Source organism: uncultured Hyphomicrobium sp. (assembly GCF_902826555.1).
Taxonomy (GTDB): domain Bacteria; phylum Pseudomonadota; class Alphaproteobacteria; order Rhizobiales; family Hyphomicrobiaceae; genus Hyphomicrobium_C.
Genome location: NZ_CADEFI010000003.1, coordinates 104,282 through 126,788, shown reverse-complemented (window position 1 = coordinate 126,788; position 22,507 = coordinate 104,282). Strand labels below are relative to the sequence as shown.

26 protein-coding genes are annotated in these 22,507 nt (G+C 65.1%); 12 read left to right on the top strand and 14 right to left on the bottom strand.

The window, feature by feature from the left end; all coding sequences use genetic code 11:
• Positions 1–9 precede the first annotated feature (9 nt).
• The 3 genes from QZV93_RS02905 to hslV are packed head-to-tail and all read right to left on the bottom strand — an operon-like array spanning position 10 to position 2,020.
• A complete protein-coding gene (locus tag QZV93_RS02905; RefSeq protein WP_295555805.1) occupies positions 10–1,065 on the bottom strand; it encodes a hypothetical protein in 1,056 nt (351 codons plus the stop codon).
• Between the two features lie 25 nt (positions 1,066–1,090).
• A complete protein-coding gene (locus QZV93_RS02900) occupies positions 1,091–1,408 on the bottom strand; it encodes a multidrug efflux SMR transporter (protein WP_295555804.1) in 318 nt (105 codons plus the stop codon).
• 39 nt (positions 1,409–1,447) lie between these two features.
• Positions 1,448–2,020 carry an ATP-dependent protease subunit HslV gene (hslV, locus tag QZV93_RS02895; protein WP_295555802.1) on the bottom strand — a complete coding sequence of 191 codons (573 nt, stop codon included), beginning with the start codon at positions 2,018–2,020 and terminating at the stop codon, positions 1,448–1,450.
• Positions 2,021–2,166: 146 nt separating this feature from the next.
• Between hslV and hisB the strand changes: the two genes are divergently transcribed.
• From hisB to QZV93_RS02870, 5 genes are all read left to right on the top strand, one after another.
• Entirely contained in the window at positions 2,167–2,760 is a 594-nt protein-coding gene (hisB, locus tag QZV93_RS02890; protein ID WP_295555800.1) for an imidazoleglycerol-phosphate dehydratase HisB, read from the top strand.
• 32 nt (positions 2,761–2,792) lie between these two features.
• Complete coding sequence (locus tag QZV93_RS02885; RefSeq protein ID WP_295555798.1) at positions 2,793–3,311, top strand: DUF2628 domain-containing protein; 519 nt, start codon at positions 2,793–2,795, stop codon at positions 3,309–3,311.
• A gap of 6 nt (positions 3,312–3,317) precedes the next feature.
• Complete coding sequence (gene hisH / locus QZV93_RS02880; protein WP_295555797.1) at positions 3,318–3,971, top strand: imidazole glycerol phosphate synthase subunit HisH; 654 nt, start codon at positions 3,318–3,320, stop codon at positions 3,969–3,971.
• A 116-nt stretch (positions 3,972–4,087) separates the two neighbouring features.
• Complete coding sequence (gene pyrE / locus QZV93_RS02875) at positions 4,088–4,645, top strand: orotate phosphoribosyltransferase (RefSeq protein ID WP_295555796.1); 558 nt, start codon at positions 4,088–4,090, stop codon at positions 4,643–4,645.
• 251 nt (positions 4,646–4,896) lie between these two features.
• Complete coding sequence (locus tag QZV93_RS02870; RefSeq protein ID WP_295555795.1) at positions 4,897–5,295, top strand: hypothetical protein; 399 nt, start codon at positions 4,897–4,899, stop codon at positions 5,293–5,295.
• A gap of 254 nt (positions 5,296–5,549) precedes the next feature.
• Here QZV93_RS02870 and QZV93_RS02865 read toward each other — a convergent pair whose 3' ends face one another.
• The 3 genes from QZV93_RS02865 to QZV93_RS02855 all read right to left on the bottom strand — a co-directional run bounded on the left by QZV93_RS02865 (position 5,550) and on the right by QZV93_RS02855 (position 7,098).
• A complete protein-coding gene (locus QZV93_RS02865; protein ID WP_295555794.1) occupies positions 5,550–5,963 on the bottom strand; it encodes a YciI family protein in 414 nt (137 codons plus the stop codon).
• A 205-nt stretch (positions 5,964–6,168) separates the two neighbouring features.
• On the bottom strand, positions 6,169–6,531 hold the full coding sequence (locus QZV93_RS02860; RefSeq protein ID WP_295555792.1) for a hypothetical protein: 363 nt from the start codon (positions 6,529–6,531) through the stop codon (positions 6,169–6,171).
• Between the two features lie 243 nt (positions 6,532–6,774).
• Positions 6,775–7,098: a hypothetical protein gene (locus QZV93_RS02855; protein ID WP_295555791.1), complete on the bottom strand. Its 324-nt coding sequence runs from the start codon at positions 7,096–7,098 to the stop codon at positions 6,775–6,777.
• Positions 7,099–7,241: 143 nt separating this feature from the next.
• Here QZV93_RS02855 and hisA point away from each other — a divergent pair, with 143 nt between their 5' ends.
• Positions 7,242–7,970: a 1-(5-phosphoribosyl)-5-[(5-phosphoribosylamino)methylideneamino]imidazole-4-carboxamide isomerase gene (gene hisA, locus QZV93_RS02850; protein WP_295555789.1), complete on the top strand. Its 729-nt coding sequence runs from the start codon at positions 7,242–7,244 to the stop codon at positions 7,968–7,970.
• Between the two features lie 6 nt (positions 7,971–7,976).
• Here hisA and QZV93_RS02845 read toward each other — a convergent pair whose 3' ends face one another.
• On the bottom strand, positions 7,977–8,339 hold the full coding sequence (locus QZV93_RS02845; RefSeq protein WP_295555787.1) for a hypothetical protein: 363 nt from the start codon (positions 8,337–8,339) through the stop codon (positions 7,977–7,979).
• Positions 8,340–8,431: 92 nt separating this feature from the next.
• Between QZV93_RS02845 and hisF the strand changes: the two genes are divergently transcribed.
• Complete coding sequence (hisF, locus tag QZV93_RS02840; protein WP_295555785.1) at positions 8,432–9,205, top strand: imidazole glycerol phosphate synthase subunit HisF; 774 nt, start codon at positions 8,432–8,434, stop codon at positions 9,203–9,205.
• A gap of 27 nt (positions 9,206–9,232) precedes the next feature.
• On the opposite strand, the gene QZV93_RS02835 is transcribed toward hisF, so the two are convergent.
• Positions 9,233–11,047 carry an EAL domain-containing protein gene (locus QZV93_RS02835; RefSeq protein ID WP_295555784.1) on the bottom strand — a complete coding sequence of 605 codons (1,815 nt, stop codon included), beginning with the start codon at positions 11,045–11,047 and terminating at the stop codon, positions 9,233–9,235.
• A 166-nt stretch (positions 11,048–11,213) separates the two neighbouring features.
• Positions 11,214–11,942 carry an endonuclease III gene (nth, locus tag QZV93_RS02830; protein ID WP_295555782.1) on the bottom strand — a complete coding sequence of 243 codons (729 nt, stop codon included), beginning with the start codon at positions 11,940–11,942 and terminating at the stop codon, positions 11,214–11,216.
• Positions 11,943–11,969: 27 nt separating this feature from the next.
• Between nth and QZV93_RS02825 the strand changes: the two genes are divergently transcribed.
• Entirely contained in the window at positions 11,970–12,467 is a 498-nt protein-coding gene (locus tag QZV93_RS02825) for a DUF2244 domain-containing protein (RefSeq protein ID WP_295555780.1), read from the top strand.
• Between the two features lie 80 nt (positions 12,468–12,547).
• On the opposite strand, the gene QZV93_RS02820 is transcribed toward QZV93_RS02825, so the two are convergent.
• A complete protein-coding gene (locus QZV93_RS02820) occupies positions 12,548–13,105 on the bottom strand; it encodes a GcrA family cell cycle regulator (protein ID WP_295555778.1) in 558 nt (185 codons plus the stop codon).
• Positions 13,106–13,821: 716 nt separating this feature from the next.
• Here QZV93_RS02820 and QZV93_RS02815 point away from each other — a divergent pair.
• The 4 genes from QZV93_RS02815 to QZV93_RS02800 all read left to right on the top strand — a co-directional run bounded on the left by QZV93_RS02815 (position 13,822) and on the right by QZV93_RS02800 (position 17,327).
• Positions 13,822–14,988, top strand: a complete 1,167-nt coding sequence (locus QZV93_RS02815; RefSeq protein WP_295555903.1) for an aspartate aminotransferase family protein — start codon at positions 13,822–13,824, stop codon at positions 14,986–14,988.
• Between the two features lie 32 nt (positions 14,989–15,020).
• A complete protein-coding gene (argF, locus tag QZV93_RS02810; RefSeq protein ID WP_295555777.1) occupies positions 15,021–15,956 on the top strand; it encodes an ornithine carbamoyltransferase in 936 nt (311 codons plus the stop codon).
• Positions 15,957–16,078: 122 nt separating this feature from the next.
• On the top strand, positions 16,079–16,672 hold the full coding sequence (locus QZV93_RS02805; RefSeq protein ID WP_295555775.1) for a hypothetical protein: 594 nt from the start codon (positions 16,079–16,081) through the stop codon (positions 16,670–16,672).
• Positions 16,673–16,685: 13 nt separating this feature from the next.
• Positions 16,686–17,327, top strand: a complete 642-nt coding sequence (locus tag QZV93_RS02800; protein ID WP_295555773.1) for a hypothetical protein — start codon at positions 16,686–16,688, stop codon at positions 17,325–17,327.
• On the opposite strand, the gene QZV93_RS02795 is transcribed toward QZV93_RS02800, so the two are convergent.
• From QZV93_RS02795 to QZV93_RS02780, 4 genes are all read right to left on the bottom strand, one after another.
• Complete coding sequence (locus QZV93_RS02795) at positions 17,314–18,087, bottom strand: enoyl-CoA hydratase (RefSeq protein ID WP_295555771.1); 774 nt, start codon at positions 18,085–18,087, stop codon at positions 17,314–17,316. The two genes, QZV93_RS02800 and QZV93_RS02795, sit on opposite strands and share 14 nt — an antisense overlap.
• A gap of 14 nt (positions 18,088–18,101) precedes the next feature.
• Entirely contained in the window at positions 18,102–18,989 is an 888-nt protein-coding gene (gene mutM, locus QZV93_RS02790; protein WP_295555770.1) for a bifunctional DNA-formamidopyrimidine glycosylase/DNA-(apurinic or apyrimidinic site) lyase, read from the bottom strand.
• A gap of 75 nt (positions 18,990–19,064) precedes the next feature.
• Positions 19,065–19,946: a hypothetical protein gene (locus QZV93_RS02785; RefSeq protein ID WP_295555769.1), complete on the bottom strand. Its 882-nt coding sequence runs from the start codon at positions 19,944–19,946 to the stop codon at positions 19,065–19,067.
• Positions 19,943–22,486 carry an ATP-binding protein gene (locus tag QZV93_RS02780; protein WP_295555767.1) on the bottom strand — a complete coding sequence of 848 codons (2,544 nt, stop codon included), beginning with the start codon at positions 22,484–22,486 and terminating at the stop codon, positions 19,943–19,945. The genes QZV93_RS02785 and QZV93_RS02780 overlap by 4 nt, the downstream gene beginning before the upstream one ends.
• Between the last annotated feature and the right edge of the window lie 21 nt (positions 22,487–22,507).

Genomic DNA, 22,507 nt, shown 5'->3' with positions numbered 1-22,507 from the left:
ATTGTTCCGTCAAGCGGGGGGAATGGCATGCCGAACCGCATCGAGCGGTAGCAGCGGAAGGATGGCGCGTCGTAGCGATCGCCATCCCGCGGAAAGTCCGAGCACGAGCCCGGCAAGCAGAAGCAGTGTCAGCGACAGCCCCATGCCTTGCTCGACACTCTGCGAAAGAAGGTAGCCGATCGCAATGCCGGCGTAGGTAAGCCCCGACACCAGCAGGGCCCGCCGGTCGATAATCACGGCGACAAGCCCGAGCAGCGCAAATAGCACGAGGATCGCCACCGCCTGCAGAGTCTGCATCTCTCCGACATGCCCTGTGATGGCAGGGATCACCGCGTGCACGATCATCGGCGCCGCGACGAGATGCAGCCAGAACGCAATGTCGGCGCGCCGCGTTTCACGCCTCGGATCGCTGGCGTCGAAGCGGAGCGCGGCGGCGAATACGGCCAGCCCGAACAGCCCCGTCAGCAGCGACCAGTTCGCCCGCGTCCAGTCCGGCGCCAGCGCGCCGAACAGTCCGGCGAGCGCACACACGATCCCGCATGCCAGGATCGCCATGTCGATGGGAACCCGGAAGCGCCGCTCGTGCACGAACGCGGCCACCGCAACGGCGAGTCCGGCGAACAGGGTCCACAGCCCCGGCACCCACTCGGCGGACGTTTCGCTGTGCGCGAATATGCTGCCTGCGAGCGTGAAGCCGAGGTAGGCGGCCCCGCCTGCGAACATAAGCGCAAGCGTGATGGACGGCAGCGCGAGGCGCATGCGGCGCGAGAAGAACTCGGAGAGCGCCCACGCCGAGACCATCGCCAGAACGGCGAAGCCCGGCCGGAACTCGAGCACGTTCGCGAGGCCGAACAGCGAAGCGACGAGCAGCAGCACGCCGATCGTCACGAACACGTCGTTGAATCCGCCGATCAGGCGGAACTTCTCGTCGTCGGGGTCCGCAGCGGCTTCGACCGGAGGCGCGTCGGCTGGACTGGCGCGGGAGATTTCGCGCAGCCGCTCCGCCTGCTCTGCCGTGAGCACGCCCTGCGCAACCGCCGCATCGATATGCTCGTCTCTGATCATGGAGACTCCGAAATCACGTTGAGGCCTAGTCCGTAACCAGCTTCAGCCCGGCGATAGAGAGAATGAGCGTCGTGAGAAAGACCATGCGCCAAAGCGTCATCGGTTCGTCGAAATAGAGAATACCGATGACCACCGTGCCGATGGCGCCGATCCCTCCCCACGCCGCGTAGGCAGTGCCGAGCGGGATCAGCTCCGACGCCTTGGTCACGAAATAGATGCTGACGGTCGCCAGCGCCAGCACCAGCAGGCTCGGCCAAAGCTTCGTGAACCCCTCGGTGAAACGCATCGCCGTCGTGAACGAGATCTCGAACGCACCGGCGAGTAGCAGGTAGACCCAGGCCATGAGGCAGCTCCCGAGGAAGGGTGTCGTGTCCGCGCCGTGTTACTTCGACGACGGCAGGCTTTCGACGACGAGGTTGTCATTCGTATAGACGCAGATCTCGCCGGCAATCGCCATGGCGCGCCGCGCGATCGCCTCGGCGTCGAGCGGCTGGTCGAGAAGCGCGCGGGCTGCGGCCAGCGCGTACATGCCGCCCGAGCCGATCCCCATCACGTGGTGCTCGGGCTCGAGCACGTCGCCGGTGCCGGTGAGCACCAGCGTCACGTCGCGGTCGGCGACGATCATCATCGCCTCGAGGCGGCGCAGGAAGCGGTCCGTGCGCCAATCCTTGGCCAGCTCCACGGCCGCCCGCATGAGCTGGCCGGGGTATTGCTCGAGCTTGGCCTCGAGCCGCTCGAACAGGGTGAACGCGTCCGCGGTTGCGCCTGCAAATCCGGCGATAACGCCGCCTTTACCGAGCTGGCGCACCTTGCGGGCGTTGGCCTTGATGATGGTGGCCCCGAGGCTCACCTGTCCGTCTCCGGCAATGACCACCCGCCCGTCTTTGCGCACGGTGAGAATGGTTGTTGCGTGCCAGGAGGCGCCGTCGGTGGAGCTGTTCGGGGTTCTGGTCATAAATCCTGTGCCACGAAAGGGTGGAGCGCGCCCGAAAAGGCGCGGGAGGCGCTCTGGAACCGGGCCCCTGAAGCTGATAAACGCTGGGGTTCGTTAAGGCAACAACGGCAGGCGCGATAGCCGCTCCTGCCCATTGAGGATCGCCCGTGAAGCGGCAAGCCACCATCGCCCGCAGGACCAAGGAAACGCAGATCACCGCCACGGTGGATCTCGACGGCACCGGCGTGTCGGAAATTACGACCGGCATCGGTTTTCTGGATCACATGCTGGAGCAGCTCGCTCGTCACGGGCTGATCGACATCAAGCTCGAGGCCAAGGGCGACCTGCACATCGATTTCCATCACACCACCGAGGATGTGGGCATCGTGCTCGGCCAGGCGGTGGCGAAGGCGCTCGGCGACAAGCAGGGCATCGCGCGCTATGCGGACGTGCATCTTCCGATGGACGAGACCCTGACGCGCGTCGCCCTCGACGTATCCGGCCGCCCCTATCTGATCTGGAAGGTCGCCTTCTCACAGCCCAAGGTCGGCGAGATGGACACCGAGCTTTTCCGCGAGTGGTTCCAGGCGTTTGCCCAGAACTCTGGCATCACGCTCCACATCGAGAATCTCTACGGCGAGAACAATCACCACATCGCCGAGACCTGCTATAAGGGCCTGGCGCGTGCGCTCCGAGCGGCGATCGCGCTGGATCCGCGGCAGGCAGGCCGCGTTCCGTCCACCAAGGGAATGCTGGCCTGATGTTGGGATGGCTGTTGCATGGGATGGCGCGCGTGTCGGCGTACACGGTGCATGAGCCGCCGCAGGTTGGCGGCAGCAGGATCGACCGGGCGGAAAGCATCGTCTTGATCGGCGAGGGCTTCTCCTGGCGCACGGCAATTTTCGGCCCCTTCTATCTGCTCGTGGGCGGCCAATGGATGGCGCTCGCGATCTATGTTGCGGCCGCCATCGTGACCTCCGCGATCCTGGCGGCGGCAGGCGCCGGCAACCAATGGTACACGGTGGTCTTTCTCGTCTTGAACGTCATCGCCGGCTTCGAGGCGAGCGAGCTGAAGCGCTGGTCGCTCGGCCGTGCCGGCTGGCAGGAGATCGCAACCGTCAGCGGACACGGACGCGAGGACGCCGAGCGGCGCTTCTTCGACCTCTGGCTGCCGTCCATTGCCGATGTGACCCCGGGCGAGCGACATTTGGGCGCCTCCCCAGGCGCGGATGGCGACACCACATCCCGTGTCGAAGCCTCCATACGCCGCCTCTCCGAACGTCTCCGCAGCAAGTTCGCCCTGAAATCCTGAAGCTTCATGCAGCGCGTCGTTATCATCGACTACGGGTCCGGGAACCTGCACTCGGCCGCCAAGGCCTTCGAGCGCGCCTCCCGCGAGTCCGGCGCCAACGCCGAGATCCTGGTCAGCGCCAGGGCCGAGGACGTGCGCACGGCTGACCGCGTCGTGCTGCCGGGCGTCGGCGCCTTTGCCGATTGCAAGCGCGGCCTGGAGGCAGTGCCCGGCATGCGCGATGCGCTCGAGGAAGCCGTGCACGGCCGCGGCCGTCCGTTTCTCGGCATCTGCGTCGGCATGCAGCTCCTCGCCTCGCGCGGCCTCGAGTTCGAGGTGACGGATGGACTGGGCTGGATCGAGGGCGAGGTGCGCGCCATCCAGCCGGACGATCCGGCGCTCAAGATCCCGCACATGGGCTGGAATACGCTGGACGTACGCCGCCCTCATCCCTTGCTCGACGGAATTGCAACCGGCGCCGGCGGCTTGCACGCCTATTTCGTGCACTCCTACCATTTCGTGCCGAAGGACCGCGGCGTCGTCGTCGCCGAGACCGACTACGGCGGACCCGTGACGGCCGTCATCGGCAGGGACAACATCGTCGGCACGCAATTCCATCCCGAGAAGAGCCAGGCCCTGGGCCTTGCCCTCATCGCCAACTTCCTGAACTGGGCGCCGTGAGCGTGGCCTTCCTTTCGCAATGAAACGGAGGGTTTGCGCTTGATCGCAAGGATGGACGGCGCGGCCCCCGGCGACTAGAAGCGATCAACCCGTTTGCCGAAACCAGGTCGATACTCATGACGAACACAACTGACGCCCGCGCGCGCCTCTACGACATCATCAAGTCGAAGTCCTTCGTGCGCGGCCACGTCGTGCTCGCCTCCGGCAAGGAGAGCGACCACTACTTCGACATGAAGCCCTCGATGTTCGATCCCGAGGGCGCCGAGATCCTGGCCGACCTCATCTCCGCGCGCATCGCCGAGACCGGAGCCGATATCGTCGGCGGCCTCGAGATGGGCGCCGTGCCGCTGATCACGCCGGTGTCGATCGCCAGCCGCCGCGCCGGCCGCGCTCTGCCTGGCTTTTTCGTGCGCAAGACGGTGAAGGACCACGGCACCAAGAAGCTGGTCGAAGGCCTTTCGGACGTCGCCGGCAAGCGCGTCGCTATCGTCGAGGACGTGACGACCACCGGCGGCTCGGCCATGAAGGCCGTGCAGGCGCTCACCGCCGCAGGCGCCCGCATCGTGCTCGTGATCTCGATCCTCGACCGCGAGGAAGGTGCGTCGAAACTCTACGCCGACGCCGGCATCCCCTTCGCCTCCCTCTTCAAGGCCAGCGACTTTTTGAACGGCTGACGCGTCGCCGCCGCACGCGGAGATTGAGCCTGATCAAGATCAGGAATCGGAACAGCCGCCACACAGGCAGCGGAAGCGGCGGACGCGTTGCCGAAGCTGAGGGCACGAGCGTCGGCAACCCCGGGGTAGGCTCCGTCGCTTCCTTATTGCCGGCACGAAGCGCCACCGTGGCAAACGCATCACCGCGCGAATGGCCTGACTCTGCTATGATTCTGCACGAATCACATGAGGCCGACACATCGGGAGACGCGATGTCGGGCGATTGCCGACTGGTCATCATCCGCTGGCAGGACAGCCGCCAACCGTGCGGCCAGTGGCGCTATCTTGCGGCGCTGCCGGAGCAAAAGGCCGTTGAGGTGGCGTCCGTGGGCTGGCTCGTCAAGGACACCGCCGACGTCAAGGTTCTAGCCCAGAACATCGGCGATCTCGCACACCCTGAAAATGCACAAGCGAGTGGGATCATGACGATACCCACCCGCTGCGTTCTCTCGATTGAGACACTGACAGAAGATGCCGGACCTACCTTCTCTGCGGGTCCGACTGATTTTGCTGACCGCCGCGCGGGTTCTGCTGCGCCTGCTGTTGCCGGTCACGATCCGAGCTTTGATTCAGAACCGAAGCCGCGAGAGCTTGAACCTCTTCTGGCGTGATGGATTTCGGATTCTGTTGGGCGCGTTGTGCGATGGCTGCGACCTGAGCCGACGTCTTCTCATTGGATGCCATAGGGAAGAACTCCTCTACTTGACCAAACGAGTCGCGCCTGAGCGTGATCGTCTATGCTCCGGGCACGACGAGGCATCTAGCGCCTGCGAAAGTTGCCGCTTCAAGTTAAAGCGATCCCGTAAATCGGATATCCACAGATTTGCTCCGACGGCTGAAAAGGTGCCCAAGTTGTGGGCAGCCCTCACGAGCCTTTGACGCCCATCTCCATGTCCCGGAAGCGATCGATCTGCTCGCCGTCGCCGAACTCCTCGAGCTCGAACATTCGCCGGAGCTCGATCTCGCAGTCCTGATAATGCGGCTGCGGGAAGCGCTGGAACCAGTAGAGCGCGTCCTCCGGCGTTTTCACGTTGATCATGGTGTAGCCGGCGATGACCTCCTTCGTCTCAGCGAACGGGCCGTCGATCAGCGTGCGCTTGCCGTCCGAATAGCGGAGCCGGTAGCCCTTTGACGTCGGATGCAGGCCATTACCGTCGACAAGAACGCCCGCCTTCTGCAACTCCTCGTGGTAGTCCGCCATCGCCTGCAGCATGTCCTCCTTCGGCATGACGCCGGCTTCAGAGTCGGCCGAGGCCTTGACCAAGATCATGTAGCGCATGGGGCTTCTCCCTGGATGTGACCGCTACGGCGCGGGCGACGACGGCGCCGCTTCAACGGAACGACGAATGGCGGCCATCCGGTCCGACATTATTTCGCGAGCAGAGCATGAAAAAAGGGAGGCTCGAAAGCCTCCCTTGCAACAAGCAGATCGGGACCGCAGGGGGATGGGGGATGCGCCTGGCCTGCTTGCTGAACTTTCCGGCTCAGCACGCTTCCGCGAACGGCAGCTCCGGCTCGTCGGTCGGACCGGCCTTCGCCATCGGGAAAGCGATGATGTTCGAGTCGCTGCCGATCTCGATGCCCGCCTGGCGCTGCTTGAACCAGCGGATCGACGTGTTGGTGAGGATCGCCTCCTCCTTCACGCGCTGGATCAGGAGTCCGTCTTCGGAATCGAGGATGCGCGTCAGCTTGGCTTCCAGCGCCTCCTCGCTCTCCTCGGTGCGCACGTACCAGGTCTGCTCGAGCGGGCGCGCCCAGCTATGACCGGCGGCCATGATGGCCTGGGCGACGACGTGCTTGATGAGGTGCGGCTTCGCGAGATCGTACGAGATGAGGTAGGTGCGCATGGGGCTCTCCGTGGGCGAGAAGAGTGGGGGGACGCGGTGAGAACGTAGAGAGAACATGGCATGAGTCGCTCACCACGTCCAGAGTCCGTTCGAATTTTGTTCTCATGAGGGTCGGGACGCGGTCAGACCATGGCGGTGGTTGTCGCCGCAAGTGCCTGACCGGCCAGTGAGCGGATCAAAACATGCAAGGAATATCAAAGCAATAAGGCATATTGCTGCATGTGGCGAATGAGCCGGTTTGGCTCAATCGAACAGCCGCATTTGGTCCGGATGGGCCGCTTTTGAGAGGCGCACGTGCGGCCCCGGGTCGATCCGGTCGGCGAGCGCGGGAAACCGCGCCAGGAACAGCTCGAGCGCCTTCGCACGGCTGCCGGGAAAGCGCTCCTCCTGCCAGATTTCATAGAGACGGCGCGGGTCGCAGCCGTATCGGAATATGAGATCGCGCGGGCGGATTCTCAGCCAGCGGGCGATCCAGATGTCGACGGCATCCGCATCCGTGAGGGGGCGATACACGGGCCGGAATGTCGGCGCCTCGGGAAAGGACGAAATCGGCAGGGTCTGTGGCATGGACTTGACGCTCGGCGACAAACCCTGTTGATCGGGCACGACCGTAGCAATCTGATGGCAAAGCGCGGCTGTGTCGGCGAAATCGCCCCGGCCGTCCGGCGCGAGCCGTCGCACTTCGCATTTTTCCAACGGGATTGACCCGAGTGATCCTCTTTCCAGCCATTGATCTGAAGGACGGCAAGTGCGTCCGCCTGAAGCTCGGCGACATGAACGCCGCCACTGTCTTCAACGACGACCCGGCTGACCAGGCCCAGACCTTCGAGCGGCAGGGCTTCAAGTACCTGCACATCGTCGACCTGAATGGCGCCTTTGCGGGCAAGCCGGTCAATGCGCCGGCCGTGGAAGCGATCCTGAAAGCGATCACCATGCCGGCCCAGCTCGGCGGCGGCATTCGCGACCTCGCCACCATCGAGACCTGGCTCGCGCGTGGCATCCGCCGCGTCATCCTGGGCACCGTCGCCGTGCGCGATCCCGCCCTCGTGCGCGAGGCTTGCAGGATGTTCCCCGGCCGCATCGCCGTCGGCATCGATGCCAAGGGCGGCAAAGTCGCTGTCGAGGGATGGGCAGAGACGTCGGAGCTCACCGCCATCGACCTTGCACGTCGCTTCGAGGACGCCGGTGTCGCGGCCATCGTCTATACCGACATCGATCGTGACGGCGTGCTGAAGGGACTGAACCTGCCGTCCACCGCCGAGCTGGCACGCGCGACGCGCATTCCCGTGATCGCCTCGGGCGGCCTGGCCTCCATCGACGACGTGAAGGCACTTCTGACACCGGAGTATCGTCTGCTCGAAGGCGCCATCACCGGCCGCGCGCTCTACGACGGACGCATCGATCCCAAGGAAGCGCTGGCTTTGCTGGCGGCCGCTTAGAGGGCGTCAGTCACCCCCACCTCCGCCACCGCCGTCTCCGCCGCCAGAGTCTCCACTGCCTCCCGAGTGCGCGCCGCCTCCCGAGTGCCAATCGCCGCCATGGTGCCCGTCGTCGGAACCGGACGAGCCATCGAGAATGCGAGCCGCTGCAGAGTGGCGGTCGTAGTCGATCGCGGCAGAGATGTAGAGGGCCCGGGCCGTATTGTATTGCGGATCGGCCACGTCCATCTCCTGGTACGTCTTTCGGAGCAGCTCGAGCTCCCGCTTTGCCCATTTGCGCTTGAGGACGAGACCGATCCCGATGACGAAGAAGCCCAGGGCGCAGACAGCAGCAAACGCCGGGACCCAACCAAGAAATCCATCTGCCATGTGCGATCACCTGTCGTTGTGGTGTTCTGCTGGACAATGAAACCGGCCGTAGTATACCGCCGTTGGCGCCTCCCGGCTGTGACGAGCGAGACATGCTGAAAACCCGCATCATCCCCTGCCTCGACGTCAAGGACGGACGCGTCGTCAAAGGCGTGAACTTCGTCGACCTGATCGACGCGGGCGATCCCGTGGAAGCCGCCGCCGCCTACGATGCGGCCGGCGCCGACGAGCTCTGCTTTCTCGACATCACCGCTTCGCACGAGGCCCGCGACGTGATTTTCGACGTCGTCGAGCGCACCGCCGAGCGCTGTTTCATGCCGCTGACCGTTGGCGGCGGCGTGCGCACGCTGGACGACATTCGCAAGCTTTTGGAAGCCGGTGCCGACAAGGTGTCGATCAACACCGCCGCCGTCTTCAACCGTCAGTTCGTCAAGGAAGCGTCCGAGAAGTTCGGCGCCCAGTGCATCGTCGTCGCCATCGATGCCAAGCGCGTCTCGGCCGACGGCGAGTCGCCGCGCTGGGAGATCTTCACCCACGGCGGCAGGAAGCCGACCGGTATCGATGCGGTGGAATATGCCCGCGAGGTCGTGGCGCTCGGCGCCGGCGAGATCCTGCTCACCTCGATGGACCGTGACGGCACCAAGGCGGGTTTTGACATCGAGCTGACGCGCGCCGTTTCCGATGCGGTTGCGGTGCCCGTCATCGCCTCGGGCGGCGTCGGTAACCTCGATCACTTGGTCGAGGGCGTGACGCGCGGCCACGCCAGTGCCGTGCTCGCCGCGTCCATCTTCCACTTCGGAACCTTCACCATCGGCGAGGCGAAGGCGCACATGGCGGCAGCTGGCATCGCCGTCCGCAACGCCTGACGCCATCCGGCCGGATCCAGCGGCCCTTTATTGCGGAAGCGCTGTGGGTTTCGTCATTTGCGCGAGCTTGTCGACGCAGGCCACCACGGCCGCTTCGACCTCGAACGACGGCACGGGCTGGCCGAAATAAAAGCCCTGCATCTCCTGGCATCCCGCCACGACCATGCCCTCGAGTTGCTCGAGGCCTTCGACACCCTCCGCCACCGGCCCGATGCCGAGGGTTCTGGCCAATCCCGTCACCGCGCCGACGATGGCCATGCGATCGCGCTGGTCGGTTATTTCACCGACGAACGATTGGTCGATCTTGATTTTGTCGAACGCAAAGGTGCGCAGATAGTTGAGCGAGGCAAAGCCGGTGCCGAAGTCGTCGAGAACCAGCTGCACGCCGAGTGCGCGCAGCCGCTCCAGCATTTCGAATGTGCGGGCCTCGGATCTGAGGAGCGCGGATTCGGTGATTTCGATTTCGAGCCGCCGCGGATCGAGCCCGGACGCCCCGAGTGCGCTGAGAACGATGGTGTCGAGGTCGCCGTGATCGAACTGTACGGCGGAAAGATTGACGGCGACCTTGAGGCCGGACGGCCATGCGGCGGCGTCTTCGCAGGCCCGGTGCAGCGTCCATTCGCCCAAGGAAAAGATGAGCCCCGACCTTTCCGCGATCGGGATGAATGTCGAGGGCGGAACCAGGCCGAGCCGCGGATGCCGCCAGCGCATGAGCGCTTCGCATCCGGTGACGGTTCCGGCCTTGACGTCAACGATAGGCTGATAGTGGATTGCGAGTTGCCCGCTGTGCAGCGCGTCCTTGAGTGCGCTGGTGAGTTCCATGCGCTCGAGCGCCATGGCCTCGTCTTCGCTCTTGTAGATATAGGAGCTCCCGCGTCCGCACGTCTTTACGCGATAGAGCGCCATGTCGGCTTTTCGGAGCAGCGCATCGGCGTCCTGTCCGTGGTCGGGCGCGATGGCAATGCCGACGCTGGCGCCGATCCCGGCATCCGCGCCGAGCACCCGATAGGGAGCGTTGAGCGTTCGGACAAGGCGCTCTGCCAGGATCGCGGCCTGTGCCGGCCCGGCGACATCGGTTTGAACGATGGCAAACTCGTCGCCGCCCACGCGGCCGACGAAATCGTTGTCGCGCAGCGTGGCGCGCATGCGTTTGGCGACGGCCTTCAGAACCGCGTCCCCGGCGGCATGGCCGAGGGTGTCGTTCACCTGCTTGAAGTAGTCGAGGTCGATCAGATGCACGGCGAGCTTCTTGGAAGACCCGAGCCGCTGGATCGCCTCTTCGAGCGTCTCGCGCAGATGAAAACGGTTGGCGACCTCGGTGAGCGGGCAATGGCGTGCGAGCCACGCAATACGCTCCTGCGCCTCCGTCTCCGCGGTGACATCTTCCTGGATATCGACCCACCCTCCCTCCTGGAGCGGCTGCACGGTGACGAGGATGATGCGTCCGTCGGAAAGGTGGTGCGTGTGAGTGAAGGTCGTTCCGTGCTTGAGCTCGGCAGTTTGCTGTTCGATCCAATTCTGCTGGCGCCGCAGATCGTCGACGGTGTTGGGACATCCCTCCTTCGCAGCATGGTAGGCGATGATCCGCGACAGCGGAGTGCCCGGCTGTGTCAGTGCTTCGGGCAGGTCGTAGAGCTGGCGGTAAAGAGCGTTGCAGACGATGAGACACCCATCGGCGTCGAACATCGAAAGGCCGCGCGCCATGTTGTTGAGAGCGATCTCGAAACGCGTATTGAGCTGCGAGAGCTTTCCCGTTTGCGCGATGAGCTTCTTCGCCTCGAGGCTGGCCTCCGCTTCGATCTGAGCGGCAGACGCCGCATCCAAAAGACCAGGGCGAGTCATACGCGTGCCGACTCCAGGGGAAGCAGATGCAAAGGGTGCTGTACAATCCTGCAAACTCTAAAGGACCGCCGGTAATGAGGATATGAATCGTGCCGCCGGCGAACGAAAAGTTTGGATCAGTGGTTGACGAGAGCTTAAGCGCACTCGGAATGAGCGCGCGATCTGTTCAGAGCGTCTTGTCGGGAAACCGGCAGATGTCGCGGATCAGGCACGTGGGACACGAGGGCTTCCGCGCCTTGCACACATAGCGGCCGTGCAGGATCAGCCAGTGATGGGCACGCACGCCGTACTCGGCCGGCACCTTGGCCAGCAGGTCCGCCTCCACCGCCAGCGGCGTTTTGCCGGCCGAAAGGCCGATGCGGTTCGACACGCGCAGGACATGCGTGTCGACGGCCATGGTGGGCGCACCGAAAGCGACGTTCATCACCACGTTGGCGGTCTTGCGCCCGACGCCGGGCAGCGTTTCGAGAGCGTCGCGATCCTGCGGCACCACGCCCCCGAACTCGCGGATGAGCTTGTCGCTGAGCAGGATCACGTTCTTCGCCTTGGCACGAAAGAGGCCGATCGATTTGATGTGCTCGCGCACCGCATCCTCTCCGAGCGCCAGCATCTTTTGCGGTGTGTCGGCCTTCTGGAACAGCGCCCGCGTCGCTTTGTTGACCCCCGCGTCGGTCGCCTGCGCCGAAAGCACCACGGCCACCACGAGCGTGAACGGGTTCGAATGTTCGAGCTCGCCCTTCGGCTCAGGATTGGCCTCGGCGAAGCGCCGGAAAATCTCTTGGATTTCAGCGGTCGACAGCCCCCTCCCGCTGCGCCCGGATCGAGGTCCCGGCTTGCGGAGCGCGAGCCTGGGTGCGGCGGTGGAACGCTGGGCTGGGGAGATGCGCTTTGACAAGATGCGTCCTGAAGGTAGGCTCGAGACATGAACGATAGCGGACCACAAGCCCCTGACGCGAGCGTGTTTCGCGCCATTCTCCACCCTCATCGCTCGTTGCCGCCCAAGGGGTTCCTGATCCTGATGGTCGCCATCGGCAGCGTGAGCTTCGTTTCGGGAATGGTGTTCCTGATGATGGGGGCGTGGCCTGTGATGGGCTTCTTCGGCCTCGATGTCCTGCTTGTCTATATCGCCTTCAAGCTCAACTACCGGGCCGCCCGCGCTTACGAGCTGGTCGAGCTGACGCCGAGCACGCTGATCCTGAGACAGGTCTCGGCCTCGGGAAAGGCCGAGAGCTTTGAGTTCAACCCGTATTGGGTGCGCGTGCTGTTCACGGAGCGCCACGACGGCGGCAACCACCTGAAGCTTGCGTCCCACGGCCGGGAGTTGGAGTTCGGCCGCCTCCTCAACGACGACGAGCGTCGCGACTTCGCTCAGGCGCTGTCGCGCGCGTTGAGCGACGCTCGCTCCACCTTTTCCGCCTGATCGCCGAAAAAAATTGAAGGCCGGACGCACCCCCCGGAGCGCCCGGCCTTCCCCCCGTAGAACCGATGTGAATATGCGGCTTAGACGTCCGCAGGCTCCTTGCCCGAGGCGCGGGCGAGCGCCGGAATCCGGGGCTCGGCGATCTCGCGCTCGCGGCGGCGCGGCTGCGGCGGCTGGAACGCGCGGCGCGCATGAAACTCGCAATACGGCAGTCCGGTGACTTTGTTCTTGCCGCAGAAGTGGAAGTCCTCCGCCTGCGGGTCGCCGATCGGCCAGCGGCAGGAGCACTCGGTGAGCGTCTGGATCGTGCGCCGCTCCTTGAGCGGAATGACAAGTTCTTCGACCGACGGCACGAACGGTTCGGCCTCCGGCTGGAAGAGGTTGCGCAGCGCAGGATTGCCCTGCGGCGCGAAGCGCTTGGTCTGCTGCATGCGCCGTGCGGTGGCGGCAGCGCGAGCGCGCGGGCGGTGCGATTTCATGCGCGAGGTGGTGGCGCGTCCCGAAAGACCGAGCCGATGGACCTTGCCGATGACGGCATTGCGCGTTACCCCGCCGAGACGTCCGGCGATCTGGCTCGCGCTGAGTCCTTCGGACCACAGCTTCTTCAAGAGCTCAACCCGTTCGTCGTTCCAGGCCATAGTCGGTGCTCCTCAAAGCATGAGCCTTCCGGGCCGAAGACCCAGACAGGCAGGCGCGCAAGGAAGAGGGCGGCGGGACCACGCTTCGGCGGAAAACACACGCCAAGCGTGAACAGAGCCACACCCTGCTCGCAACGCGAACTGAAGATGACGCGGGAACTAGAGCGGACCGGCGGAGCAAAACCGCTGATACTGAGGTCCGAACGCACACCAGACGAACAAAAGGCCGGTCGGGTAACCGGCAACACCATGACCGCCGCGCTACAACGCGACATGTCGTGTCTGGACCCTGTTAACCTACAATAACTTGATTTTCTTGTACAAGCAGGCCCCACGTAAACGAGGCCATTGACAGGGGACGCGTGGCTGCTTCGCCACAGACTGAGTCGCGGGAGCTCAGGAAGAATGGCCTGCCGCGACTTTCCCCGACATTATTCCCGCTTCCCGAGGCGCAAAGATGGCCGGGGCAGCATCTGGGATTTGCGGGGCGCCGCCGCCGGCTGCGGAGTCCGGATAGAGACCTCGCGCTTTCGGACCGCGCAACGCGCCGGATCCGTTGACTTTACTACCCGGCGCGCGTATCACCCCTGCTTCCGCGGCCGCCGAAAGGGCGGCTTTCGTCATTTTTGGGGAGTGGGATGGGCACCATGTCCAAACCCCTCACAGCCTCGACCGCCGCAAAAACGGGCACTTCCAAGGGCCCGTCGCCTGCGGTCATGGGCACGTACGGCCGGCAGAACATCGTCTTTGCCAAGGGCGAGGGCGCCTGGCTCGAGACGGAAGCCGGCGAGCGGTACCTGGACTTCGGATCCGGTATTGCCGTCAATGCCCTGGGTCACGCGCACCCCCGCCTGGTCGCCGCATTGACGGAGCAGGCCGGCAAGCTTTGGCACACGTCGAACCTCTATCGCGTCGCCGGTCAGGAAAAGCTCGCCGAGCGCCTCGTTGCCGCGACGTTTGCCGACAAGGTGTTTTTCTGCAATTCGGGCGCCGAGGCCTGCGAGGGCGCCATCAAGGCCGCGCGCCGCTTCCACTACGTCGCCGGCCGCCCCGAGCGCACCCGCATCGTCACCTGCACCGGCGCTTTCCATGGCCGCACGCTGGCGACCCTCGCCGCCGCCGGAAATCCGAAATATCTCGAAGGCTTCGGCCCCGAGGCCCCGGGCTTCGACCACGTCCCCTACGGCGATCTCGATGCTTTACGCGCCGCCGTCGGGCCGGAGACCGCGGCCGTCATGGTCGAGCCCGTCCAAGGCGAGGGCGGCGTGCAGGTCGGCTCTTCCGACTATCTCAAAGGGCTGCGCGCGCTCTGCGACGAAGCCGGCATCCTGCTCGTCCTTGACGAGGTGCAGACCGGCGTCGGCCGCTCGGGCAAGTTGTTCTCCCATGAGTGGGCCGGCATCACGCCGGACATCATGGCCGTGGCGAAGGGCATCGGCGGCGGCTTTCCTCTCGGCGCCGTGCTGGCGACGGAGGCTGCGGCCGCGGGGCTGACGCCCGGCACCCACGGCTCCACGTTTGGCGGCAACCCGCTTGCGACCGCTGTCGGCGAGGCTGTGCTCGACGTCGTGCTCGAGCCTGGTTTCCTCGAAGGCGTACAGCAGAAGGCGCTGCGTTTGCGCCAGGGTTTGGCCCGCCTCAAGGATCAGTTCCCGGATCTGGTCGTCGAAGTGCGCGGCCAGGGTCTGCTCGCTGGCATCAAGATCGATGCAGCGCCGGCGGATGTCGTCGCGGCGGCTCTCGGTGAGCGCCTGCTCGTCGTCGGCGCCGGCGACAGCGTCGTCCGCATTATTCCGCCTCTCATCGTCGCCGATCACGAGATCAGCGAGGGCATCGAGCGCCTGTCGCGCGCCCTCGCCCACGTTTCCAAATCCAAAACTTGAGCTCAAACCCGGACTGGAGCCGGCCGCAGGCCATGGCAAAAGCTACCGCTATTCGACATTTTCTCGATCTCGACGAGATTGATGCCAAGACCCTGCGTCGCATTATCGACAATGCGCACGCCATGAAAAAAGCCGGCAAGCGCGTGCCCGCGAAGTTGAAGCCGAAGGGCATCGAGGACGATGTGCTGGTGCTGATCTTCGAGAAGCCGTCGACGCGCACGCGCGTTTCCTTCGATGTCGCCATGCGCCAGCTCGGTGGCCAGACCATCATGCTGAACCAGAACGACCTGCAGCTCGGCCGCGGCGAGAGCATCGCCGACACGGCCCGCGTTCTGTCGCGCTACGCCGACGCGATCATGATCCGCGCCAATTCCCATCAGACGCTCCTCGATCTTGCCAGGCACGCCAACGTCCCGGTCATCAATGGCCTGACCGACAAGACGCACCCCTGTCAGATCATGGCCGACATCATGACCTTCGAGGAGAGCGTCGGTCCCATTAAGGGCCGCTCCGTGGCGTGGGTCGGCGACGGCAACAACGTCGCCGCCTCGTGGATGCAGGCCGCCGCCAAATTCGGCTTCGAGCTGCGTGTCGCCTGCCCCGAAGCGCTTCGCCCCAGCGACGCCATTGTAGACTGGGTGCGCCGTGAAAAGGCCAACGTCACCATCACGACGGACCCCGCGAAGGCCGTGCGGGGCGTCGATTGCATCGTCACCGACACCTGGGTCTCGATGGGTGACACCGACGGCGCGCGCAGGAAGCAGCTCTTGAAGCCTTACGGTGTCGATGCAGCCTTGATGGCCAAGGCCAACAAGGGCGCGATCTTCATGCATTGCCTGCCGGCTTACCGCGGCAACGAGGTCACGGACGATGTGCTCGAAGGGCCTCAGTCCGTGGTCTTCGACGAGGCCGAGAACCGCCTGCACGCCCAGAAGGCCATTCTCGCGTGGTGCCTGGGCACCAACTGACAATAGGGCCTGGGAACCAACGAGCGCCGTAGGGGCCCACCGTCCTTCCCCCTGGCAGCAAAAGGTGCTGTAAGAGCAGCCGGGGACCTGACACGCTTCGGGGAAGGAAGGGACGCTTTCCTATGACAATTCATTCTGTTCTCGGCCTGGGCCTGCTCATGGCGCTCGGGCTTGCCGGTGTTGTTTTCTCCGCCGGCGAAAAGCTGCCGCCGGGCCTTCTGGCATCGGCGGGGTTCGTAAACCTGCTGCTGGCCGCGGTCGGCATCAGCGAGCGCCGCGCGCTCACACGCGCAGGCGCTGCAAAGAGCGCCATCGAAAGCGCGACGGCCCGCGCCATGGGCCTGATCTGGCTATGGGGCGCGGCTGCACTGGTGTTGGTCTACGTCCTCGTGCTTTCGTGGCGCGAGTGGACGCATTTCTCGGCTGCCTTTGCTGGCGCAGGGCTCCTCTGTCTCGGCTTTTCGGCCCTCCTTGCCAAAGACGCTGCCAAGGGTCGCGACGACGCTACGCTTCTGCGTCTCGGACGCTATCTCGGGATCGGCCAGCTCGTCGGTATGATCGCGACCCTCATCGGTCTCGCTGTCGATCCGGACAAGGAGATCTTTTTCGCGACCGACAGCGACTGGGCCGGCAATGGCATTTTTCTGTTTGGTGCCGTGGCCTTGGCTCTGGTTTCTGCGCACGCGTTGATTGACGGTAAGAAAAATTCCTCCTAGTGAAGAAGCTCACATGAGCATCGATCCGCATGGGCGTTCGTACGCGCCGGGAATCTCGCTGCGGCCGTTGCTGCCGTGGCTGCTGCTCGCATCGGCGTTGAGCATCACCATGATGGTGCTCGGAGCTGGCCGCGGCGATCAGTTTCTTCCGTCATTGGCGGCCGGACTCCTCGTGGCGCTGGTCGTCGGCACCGGCTTGGGCGTCAACGCACCGCTCTGGTCCAAGACCACCGGTGTCGCGGCGCGGCAGGACGGAGGGGTTTCCGTCCGTGAGGCGTTGAGGTGCAATGTCTGGCTGGCGGCGCTGGTCTACGCCTGGGGCGCCTCCGCACTGTTTGCCGTCTACTCTCTTTCGGACCTCGCCTGGCGCCATTCCTTTCAGTACGGCTTGGGCGCCGCTCTCTTCGCAGCTTGCCTCGGCGTCTACGGGGCGCGGCTTGACCGCAGGAACAACCTCAGCGTTCCGCCGCTGATCCTGACCGCCTCTCACGGGCTCGCCGCAGCGGGTGGCCTCGTCTATCTTATCGGTACCGACAAGCTCGCGACGACAAAGGGCGACTGGGCGGCCAACGAGGTGTTCCTCTGGGGTGGCTTCGCCATCATCGCCCTGTGTCTGATGTCCGCCGTGACGCAGACCCGCTCTACCGGTTCTTGAATGCCGCCCGCCGCTTCTCCGTGAATGCGGCCATGCCCTCTTTCTGGTCTTCCGTCGCGAACATGGCGTGGAACGTGCGGCGCTCGTAGCGGATGCCCTCGGCGAGGGTCATCTCGTAGGCCCGGTTCACGCAGTCCTTGGTCATCATCGCCGCCGTGAGCGACATCGAGGCGATGGTCTCGGCCGTCTTGAGCGCATCCGCCACCAGATCGGCGGCCGGCACGATCCGCGCCACGAGTCCGGCCCGCTCGGCTTCCGCTGCATCCATGAGGCGTCCGGTCAGGCAGAGCTCCATGGCCTTGGATTTGCCGACCGCGCGGATCAGCCGCTGCGTACCGCCGGCACCCGGCATGATGCCGAGCTTGATCTCCGGCTGTCCGAACTTGGCGGTGTCCGAAGCCAGGATGAGATCGCAGCTCATGGCAAGCTCGCACCCGCCTCCGAGCGCGAATCCAGAAACGGCAGCAATGGTCGGCTTGCGGCAGCGGCTGATGCGCTCCCAGCTGGCGATGAAATCGCTCTTGTAGGCCTCCATGTAGGTTTTGGCCTGCATCTCCTTGATGTCGGCACCGGCCGCGAAAGCCTTCTCCGATCCCGTGACGACAATGGCGCCGATGTTTTCGTCCGTCTCGAACGCGTCGAGCGCCAGGTTCAGCTCCCCGATCAATTGATCGTTCAACGCATTGAGCGCCTGGGGACGATTGAGAGTTATGAGACCCACGCGCCCGCGCGTTTCGGTGAGGATCGTCTCGTAAGCCATGGAGTGTCCGCCTTTCAGTGCTGGCAAACCGGGCAGAAGAAGCTGGATCGCCCGCCCTGCACGACGCGTTTAACAGTGCCTCGGCAAGAGGGCCTCATGCAAGGCTCGCCCTCGCGCCCATAGACCTTGAAGGTATTTTGAAAGGCACCGCTGCTGCCGTCCGCCTGCCTGTAGTCGCGCAGCGTCGAGCCGCCGGCGGCAATGGCCGCGGTGAGCACGCTCTTGATTCCGGCGACGAGCCGGGCCGCGTGCGGGGCGGGCTTGCCTCCCCGTGTCGCGAGAGCCGAGGCCGTCCGTGTCGGCTTGAGGCCGGCGTGGAACAGTGCCTCGCACACGTAGATGTTGCCAAGGCCGGCGACGATGCGCTGGTCCATGAGAAAAGCCTTGAGGTCGCTCCGCCGTCCGACGGCGCGCTGGGCGAGGTAGTCCGCCGTGAGCGCGTCCGAAAGCGGTTCCACACCGAGCCCGCGCATCATGGGATGCTGGGCGAGTTCCGACTCCGGGATCAGCAGCATGTAACCGAACCGGCGCGGATCCGCATAGGTGACGCGTCCGCCGCCCCGCATTTCGAACACCGCATGCTGGTGCTTCGGCGTGACATCCGTCTCGTATTCGTAGTCGCCGAGCAGGTGCGGAGCGTTGTCGCCCGGCCGCTGCACGTGAAAGCGCCCGGTCATGCCAAGGTGCATGAGAAGAGCTTCATCGCTGGAAAGATGGGCGAGCAGATACTTGGCGCGCCGTTCGAGGCTGAGCACGCGTGAGCCCGCGAGCCGCTTGGCGAAGTTCTCCGGAAACGGAAAGCGGAGGTCGGCCCGGTTGATCGCGACGCGTGCGAACGTCGCCCCGAGCAGCACCGGCTCGAGGCCCATGCGCACCGTTTCAACCTCGGGAAGCTCCGGCATGCTCGCGTTTCCAGCTGAATGTGCGAGCTAGGTAGCGACTGGAGAGGAGCCGGGCAAGCCTCGCCTGCGCCGAAATCAGCGCACCAGGAACAGCGGCCCGTCGATGAGCTCGGCGAACGGAGCCACATCCTGCTGGCGCCGGGCCAGCATGCCGCCGAAGCGGGTAATGACGAATCCGGCTCCCGCGCGGCGCATCATACCGGCAACGCTCCGCGGCGTATTGACCGACATGTCCACCACCTCGAAATTGACGCCGGGCGTATTGCCGAGCGCGAGGCGGATCTGGCCTTCGATCCAGTCCTGCCGCGCCTCGTCGTGCTCGAGCAGCCAGAGTCGGGCGTCGCCCCCCGTCGCGGTGGCGATGCGCTCGGCGGCACGCATCATGGGGACGACACGATCCAGCTCCTCGACGACGGCGATAACGGGCCCGCTCGTCCGCCGCGCCCTCGAACCGGCGACGACGATGCCGGTCGTCCCATGGACGCTCTCGAACAGCTCCGCGAGGCTGGCGCCGTTGTGTCCGGTCGCAGTGCCATTGCGCACGGCAGACCCGACGGTGACCACATTCCAAGGCCCGTTCTCGGCGCAGACGTCGGCCAGCGCCTTCACCGGCTCGTCGCGCACGATGCGGGCTTGCGCTTTCACGTCCGCTGCTTTGGCGCGGTCGAGCACGTTCCGCTGCAGCGCAGACGCGTGTGCGCGCATGTCCCGCGCCAGCGCGTCGCGCGACATGGTCCGGCTGCCGCGGCCCGACAGAGGAATTTCGCGCGCGAACGGCAGCTCCGCGAGATCGAACAGCTGACGATCCTCGATGAACACACTCTCGATTTCGGATTCGAATGCCTGCGCCAGGCGCACCGCCGCTTCGACGGCCGTATCCTGTGCTTCGCCGGCCGCACCGAGCCACAGCACGACGCGTCCGCGTTGCTCGTCAGCCTGTGCGACGTGGGCGATCATGCGCTGGCGGCTCCCGGTCCCTGCGTGCCGCTCTTGCTCGAAACGGACGAGAACGTGAGCGCCCGTTCCGCGAACGCCTTGAGGCGCGCCTCGACGCGACCGTTCACGGTGTCCGCGCCAAAACGTCCGTCGGCGCCTCTCTGCCCGGCCTCGAGACCGGTGAGCAGCGGGATCGCCTCGTCGATGGTCTTGATGGCGTAGATCGCGAAGCGGTCCTCGCGCACCGCCTTCACGATGTCTTCGCGCAGCATCAGGTTTTGGCGATTGGCGTCGGGGATGATGACGCCCTGCGTTCCGGAGAGGCCCCGTGCGGCACAGACGTCGAAGAAGCCCTCGATCTTCTCGTTGACGCCACCGACCGCCTGCACCTCGCCCAGCTGATTGATGGATCCGGTGATCGCCAGCTCCTGGCGCAGCGGCGTATCGGCGAGCGACGACATCAGTGCCAGAAGTTCGGCTGCCGACGCGCTGTCGCCTTCGACGGTGTCGTAGGACTGCTCGAAAACCAGCGTCGCCGCCAGAGCCAGCGGCACATCCTGCGCGAAACGTCCCGCTAGGTAGCCCCACAGGATCATCACGCCCTTGGAATGCAATGGCCCGCCAAGTTCGACCTCGCGCTCGATGTCGGTGACGCGCCCCTGGCCGAGATGCACGCGCGCGGTGATGCGCGCCGGGCGGCCGAACGAGAAGTGCCCTTTCTGGACCAGAGAGAGCGCGTTGATCTGTCCGGTCTTCACGCCGCCGGTGTCGACCAGCAGCATCCCGCGCTCGACCGATTCTTGCACATGGTCGCGCAAGCGGTCGTTGCGGCGCGTCCGTTCCTTGAGCGCGCGTTCGATATCGCCCACGGACGTCACCTTGGCCTTGCGGCTTTCGCTGTCCGCCCAGAAGTCGGCTTCGCGGATGATGTCGGAGATGCGTCCCATCTCCATGAAAAGCTTGTCGCGGTCCTCTGCGAAACGGGCCGCCTCCTCCATCAGGCGGGCAACGCCGCCGGCGTCGATCGGCTTCAAGCCGTGCTCGTCGACCAGCGAAGCGACCAGCCGGGCGAACACGCGGTCGTTGTCGGCGTTCCTGGCGAGCGTCTCGTCGAGGTCCGCCTGCACCTTGAAGAGTTGCGAGAACTCCGGATCGTTTTGCTCGATGGCGCCGAGCTGCTCGGGATCGAAGAACAGGATCACCTTGACGGCGAGCGGAATGGGCTCGGGTTCGAGCGCCGGCATGGGCACCGCGCCTTGCGCCGGAACCTCGCCGGCCGCCTCGATGCGGATCTCGCCCGCTTCGAGCGCACGTTTGAGTCCGTCCCAGGCCCCAGGCGTTGACATCACGCGACGCGCGTCGATCAACAGCGCGCCGCCGTTGGCGCGATGCAGAGCGCCCGGCTTGATCGCAAGGAAATCGGTTGCGAACGCTGCTCCATGTGGCTGCGGCTCGATGTGTCCGACAAGGTTCGAGAGCAACGGATGGGCCGCTTCGCAGACCGGCGCGCCGGCCTTGGCATCCTTGTGCGAGACAATGACGTTGACGAGATAGCGGCGGAACCGCGCATCCTGCGACGGGTCGACCTGCGCGGCGGCAGACGTGGCCTCCGTCTCCCCCACGGCGAAGAGAGCGCTGTTGGCCAGGATGTCTTTCTCGATGTCGGCCAGGAACGACGCCGCCTCGGGCAGGTCGGCAAATGCGGCGGAGAGAGAATCGAGCGCTTCCTCGACTGCGTGACGAGCCGCCTCCTCGTTGAGTTCCGTGAGCTGGCGCCGGCGGCGCTTGTCGGCATTGGGCGCGTTCTGGAGGATGGTTTCGAGCTCGCCCTGCAGCACGGTGATGCGCTTTTCCACGTCGCGGCGCATGGCTTCGGGAAGCTGGCTGAACACGTCCGGCCGCACCACCTTTCCGTCGTGCATCGGCGCCATGCCGAAGCCGAGCGGCGTGCGCAGCACGGCGATATTCTGTTGCGCCGCCCGCGCGTGCACGGCGTCGACAGCATCCTCGTGCGCGCCGCGGAATTCCTCTTCGATGGCGCGCCGCCGCGCCCGGTAGTCCTCGGAAGCGAATGCGGTGGGCAGCGTGGCCGCCAGTTCCTTGATGGCCACCAGCACGCCCTTGGCGAGCATGGCCGCGCGTCCTGCCGGTAGCGAGATGGCCCGAGGCCGGCGCGGATCCTCGAAGTTGTTGACGTAGACCCAATCGGACGGCCCTTGCGATGCAGCAGCGATCTTGGCAACGTGCGCCCGCACGGCAGCGCTCTTGCTGGACGAAGGCGCGCCGACAACATAGATGTTGAAGTCGCGCGCGCGCATGCTGAGGCCGAAATCGATAGCCGCCAGCGCCCGCTCCTGACCGACGAGGCCGGCTGCAGGCTCGAGGTCGGCCGTCGTCTTGAATCCGAGATCCTTGCCGTCGATCGTGCGGCGCAAGGCCGAGGTCGGCAACGGTTGCACGCCGACTTTTGCTTCTTTCACCAGGCTGGTTTTGACTTCGGATTCGACCACCGCTGCCGGAGCAGACGCGGATTTCGATTTGGTCAGCCGTTTGAAGAACATCGGGATTGCGATCTCTCGGTG

Coding starts and splice junctions, on each gene's coding strand:
- QZV93_RS02865 (WP_295555794.1), bottom strand. CDS start 5,963: ATGCGCTACATGATCTTGGTCAAGGCCTCGGCCGACTCTGAAGCCGGC.
- pyrE (WP_295555796.1), top strand. CDS start 4,088: ATGACGAACACAACTGACGCCCGCGCGCGCCTCTACGACATCATCAAG.
- QZV93_RS02835 (WP_295555784.1), bottom strand. CDS start 11,047: ATGACTCGCCCTGGTCTTTTGGATGCGGCGTCTGCCGCTCAGATCGAA.
- argF (WP_295555777.1), top strand. CDS start 15,021: ATGGCAAAAGCTACCGCTATTCGACATTTTCTCGATCTCGACGAGATT.
- QZV93_RS02820 (WP_295555778.1), bottom strand. CDS start 13,105: ATGGCCTGGAACGACGAACGGGTTGAGCTCTTGAAGAAGCTGTGGTCC.
- mutM (WP_295555770.1), bottom strand. CDS start 18,989: ATGCCGGAGCTTCCCGAGGTTGAAACGGTGCGCATGGGCCTCGAGCCG.
- QZV93_RS02870 (WP_295555795.1), top strand. CDS start 4,897: ATGTCGGGCGATTGCCGACTGGTCATCATCCGCTGGCAGGACAGCCGC.
- hisH (WP_295555797.1), top strand. CDS start 3,318: ATGCAGCGCGTCGTTATCATCGACTACGGGTCCGGGAACCTGCACTCG.
- QZV93_RS02860 (WP_295555792.1), bottom strand. CDS start 6,531: ATGCGCACCTACCTCATCTCGTACGATCTCGCGAAGCCGCACCTCATC.
- QZV93_RS02780 (WP_295555767.1), bottom strand. CDS start 22,486: ATGTTCTTCAAACGGCTGACCAAATCGAAATCCGCGTCTGCTCCGGCA.
- QZV93_RS02855 (WP_295555791.1), bottom strand. CDS start 7,098: ATGCCACAGACCCTGCCGATTTCGTCCTTTCCCGAGGCGCCGACATTC.
- QZV93_RS02805 (WP_295555775.1), top strand. CDS start 16,079: ATGACAATTCATTCTGTTCTCGGCCTGGGCCTGCTCATGGCGCTCGGG.
- QZV93_RS02845 (WP_295555787.1), bottom strand. CDS start 8,339: ATGGCAGATGGATTTCTTGGTTGGGTCCCGGCGTTTGCTGCTGTCTGC.
- QZV93_RS02800 (WP_295555773.1), top strand. CDS start 16,686: ATGAGCATCGATCCGCATGGGCGTTCGTACGCGCCGGGAATCTCGCTG.
- hslV (WP_295555802.1), bottom strand. CDS start 2,020: ATGACCAGAACCCCGAACAGCTCCACCGACGGCGCCTCCTGGCACGCA.
- QZV93_RS02815 (WP_295555903.1), top strand. CDS start 13,822: ATGGGCACGTACGGCCGGCAGAACATCGTCTTTGCCAAGGGCGAGGGC.
- QZV93_RS02905 (WP_295555805.1), bottom strand. CDS start 1,065: ATGATCAGAGACGAGCATATCGATGCGGCGGTTGCGCAGGGCGTGCTC.
- QZV93_RS02900 (WP_295555804.1), bottom strand. CDS start 1,408: ATGGCCTGGGTCTACCTGCTACTCGCCGGTGCGTTCGAGATCTCGTTC.
- QZV93_RS02825 (WP_295555780.1), top strand. CDS start 11,970: ATGAACGATAGCGGACCACAAGCCCCTGACGCGAGCGTGTTTCGCGCC.
- QZV93_RS02795 (WP_295555771.1), bottom strand. CDS start 18,087: ATGGCTTACGAGACGATCCTCACCGAAACGCGCGGGCGCGTGGGTCTC.
- hisF (WP_295555785.1), top strand. CDS start 8,432: ATGCTGAAAACCCGCATCATCCCCTGCCTCGACGTCAAGGACGGACGC.
- QZV93_RS02785 (WP_295555769.1), bottom strand. CDS start 19,946: ATGATCGCCCACGTCGCACAGGCTGACGAGCAACGCGGACGCGTCGTG.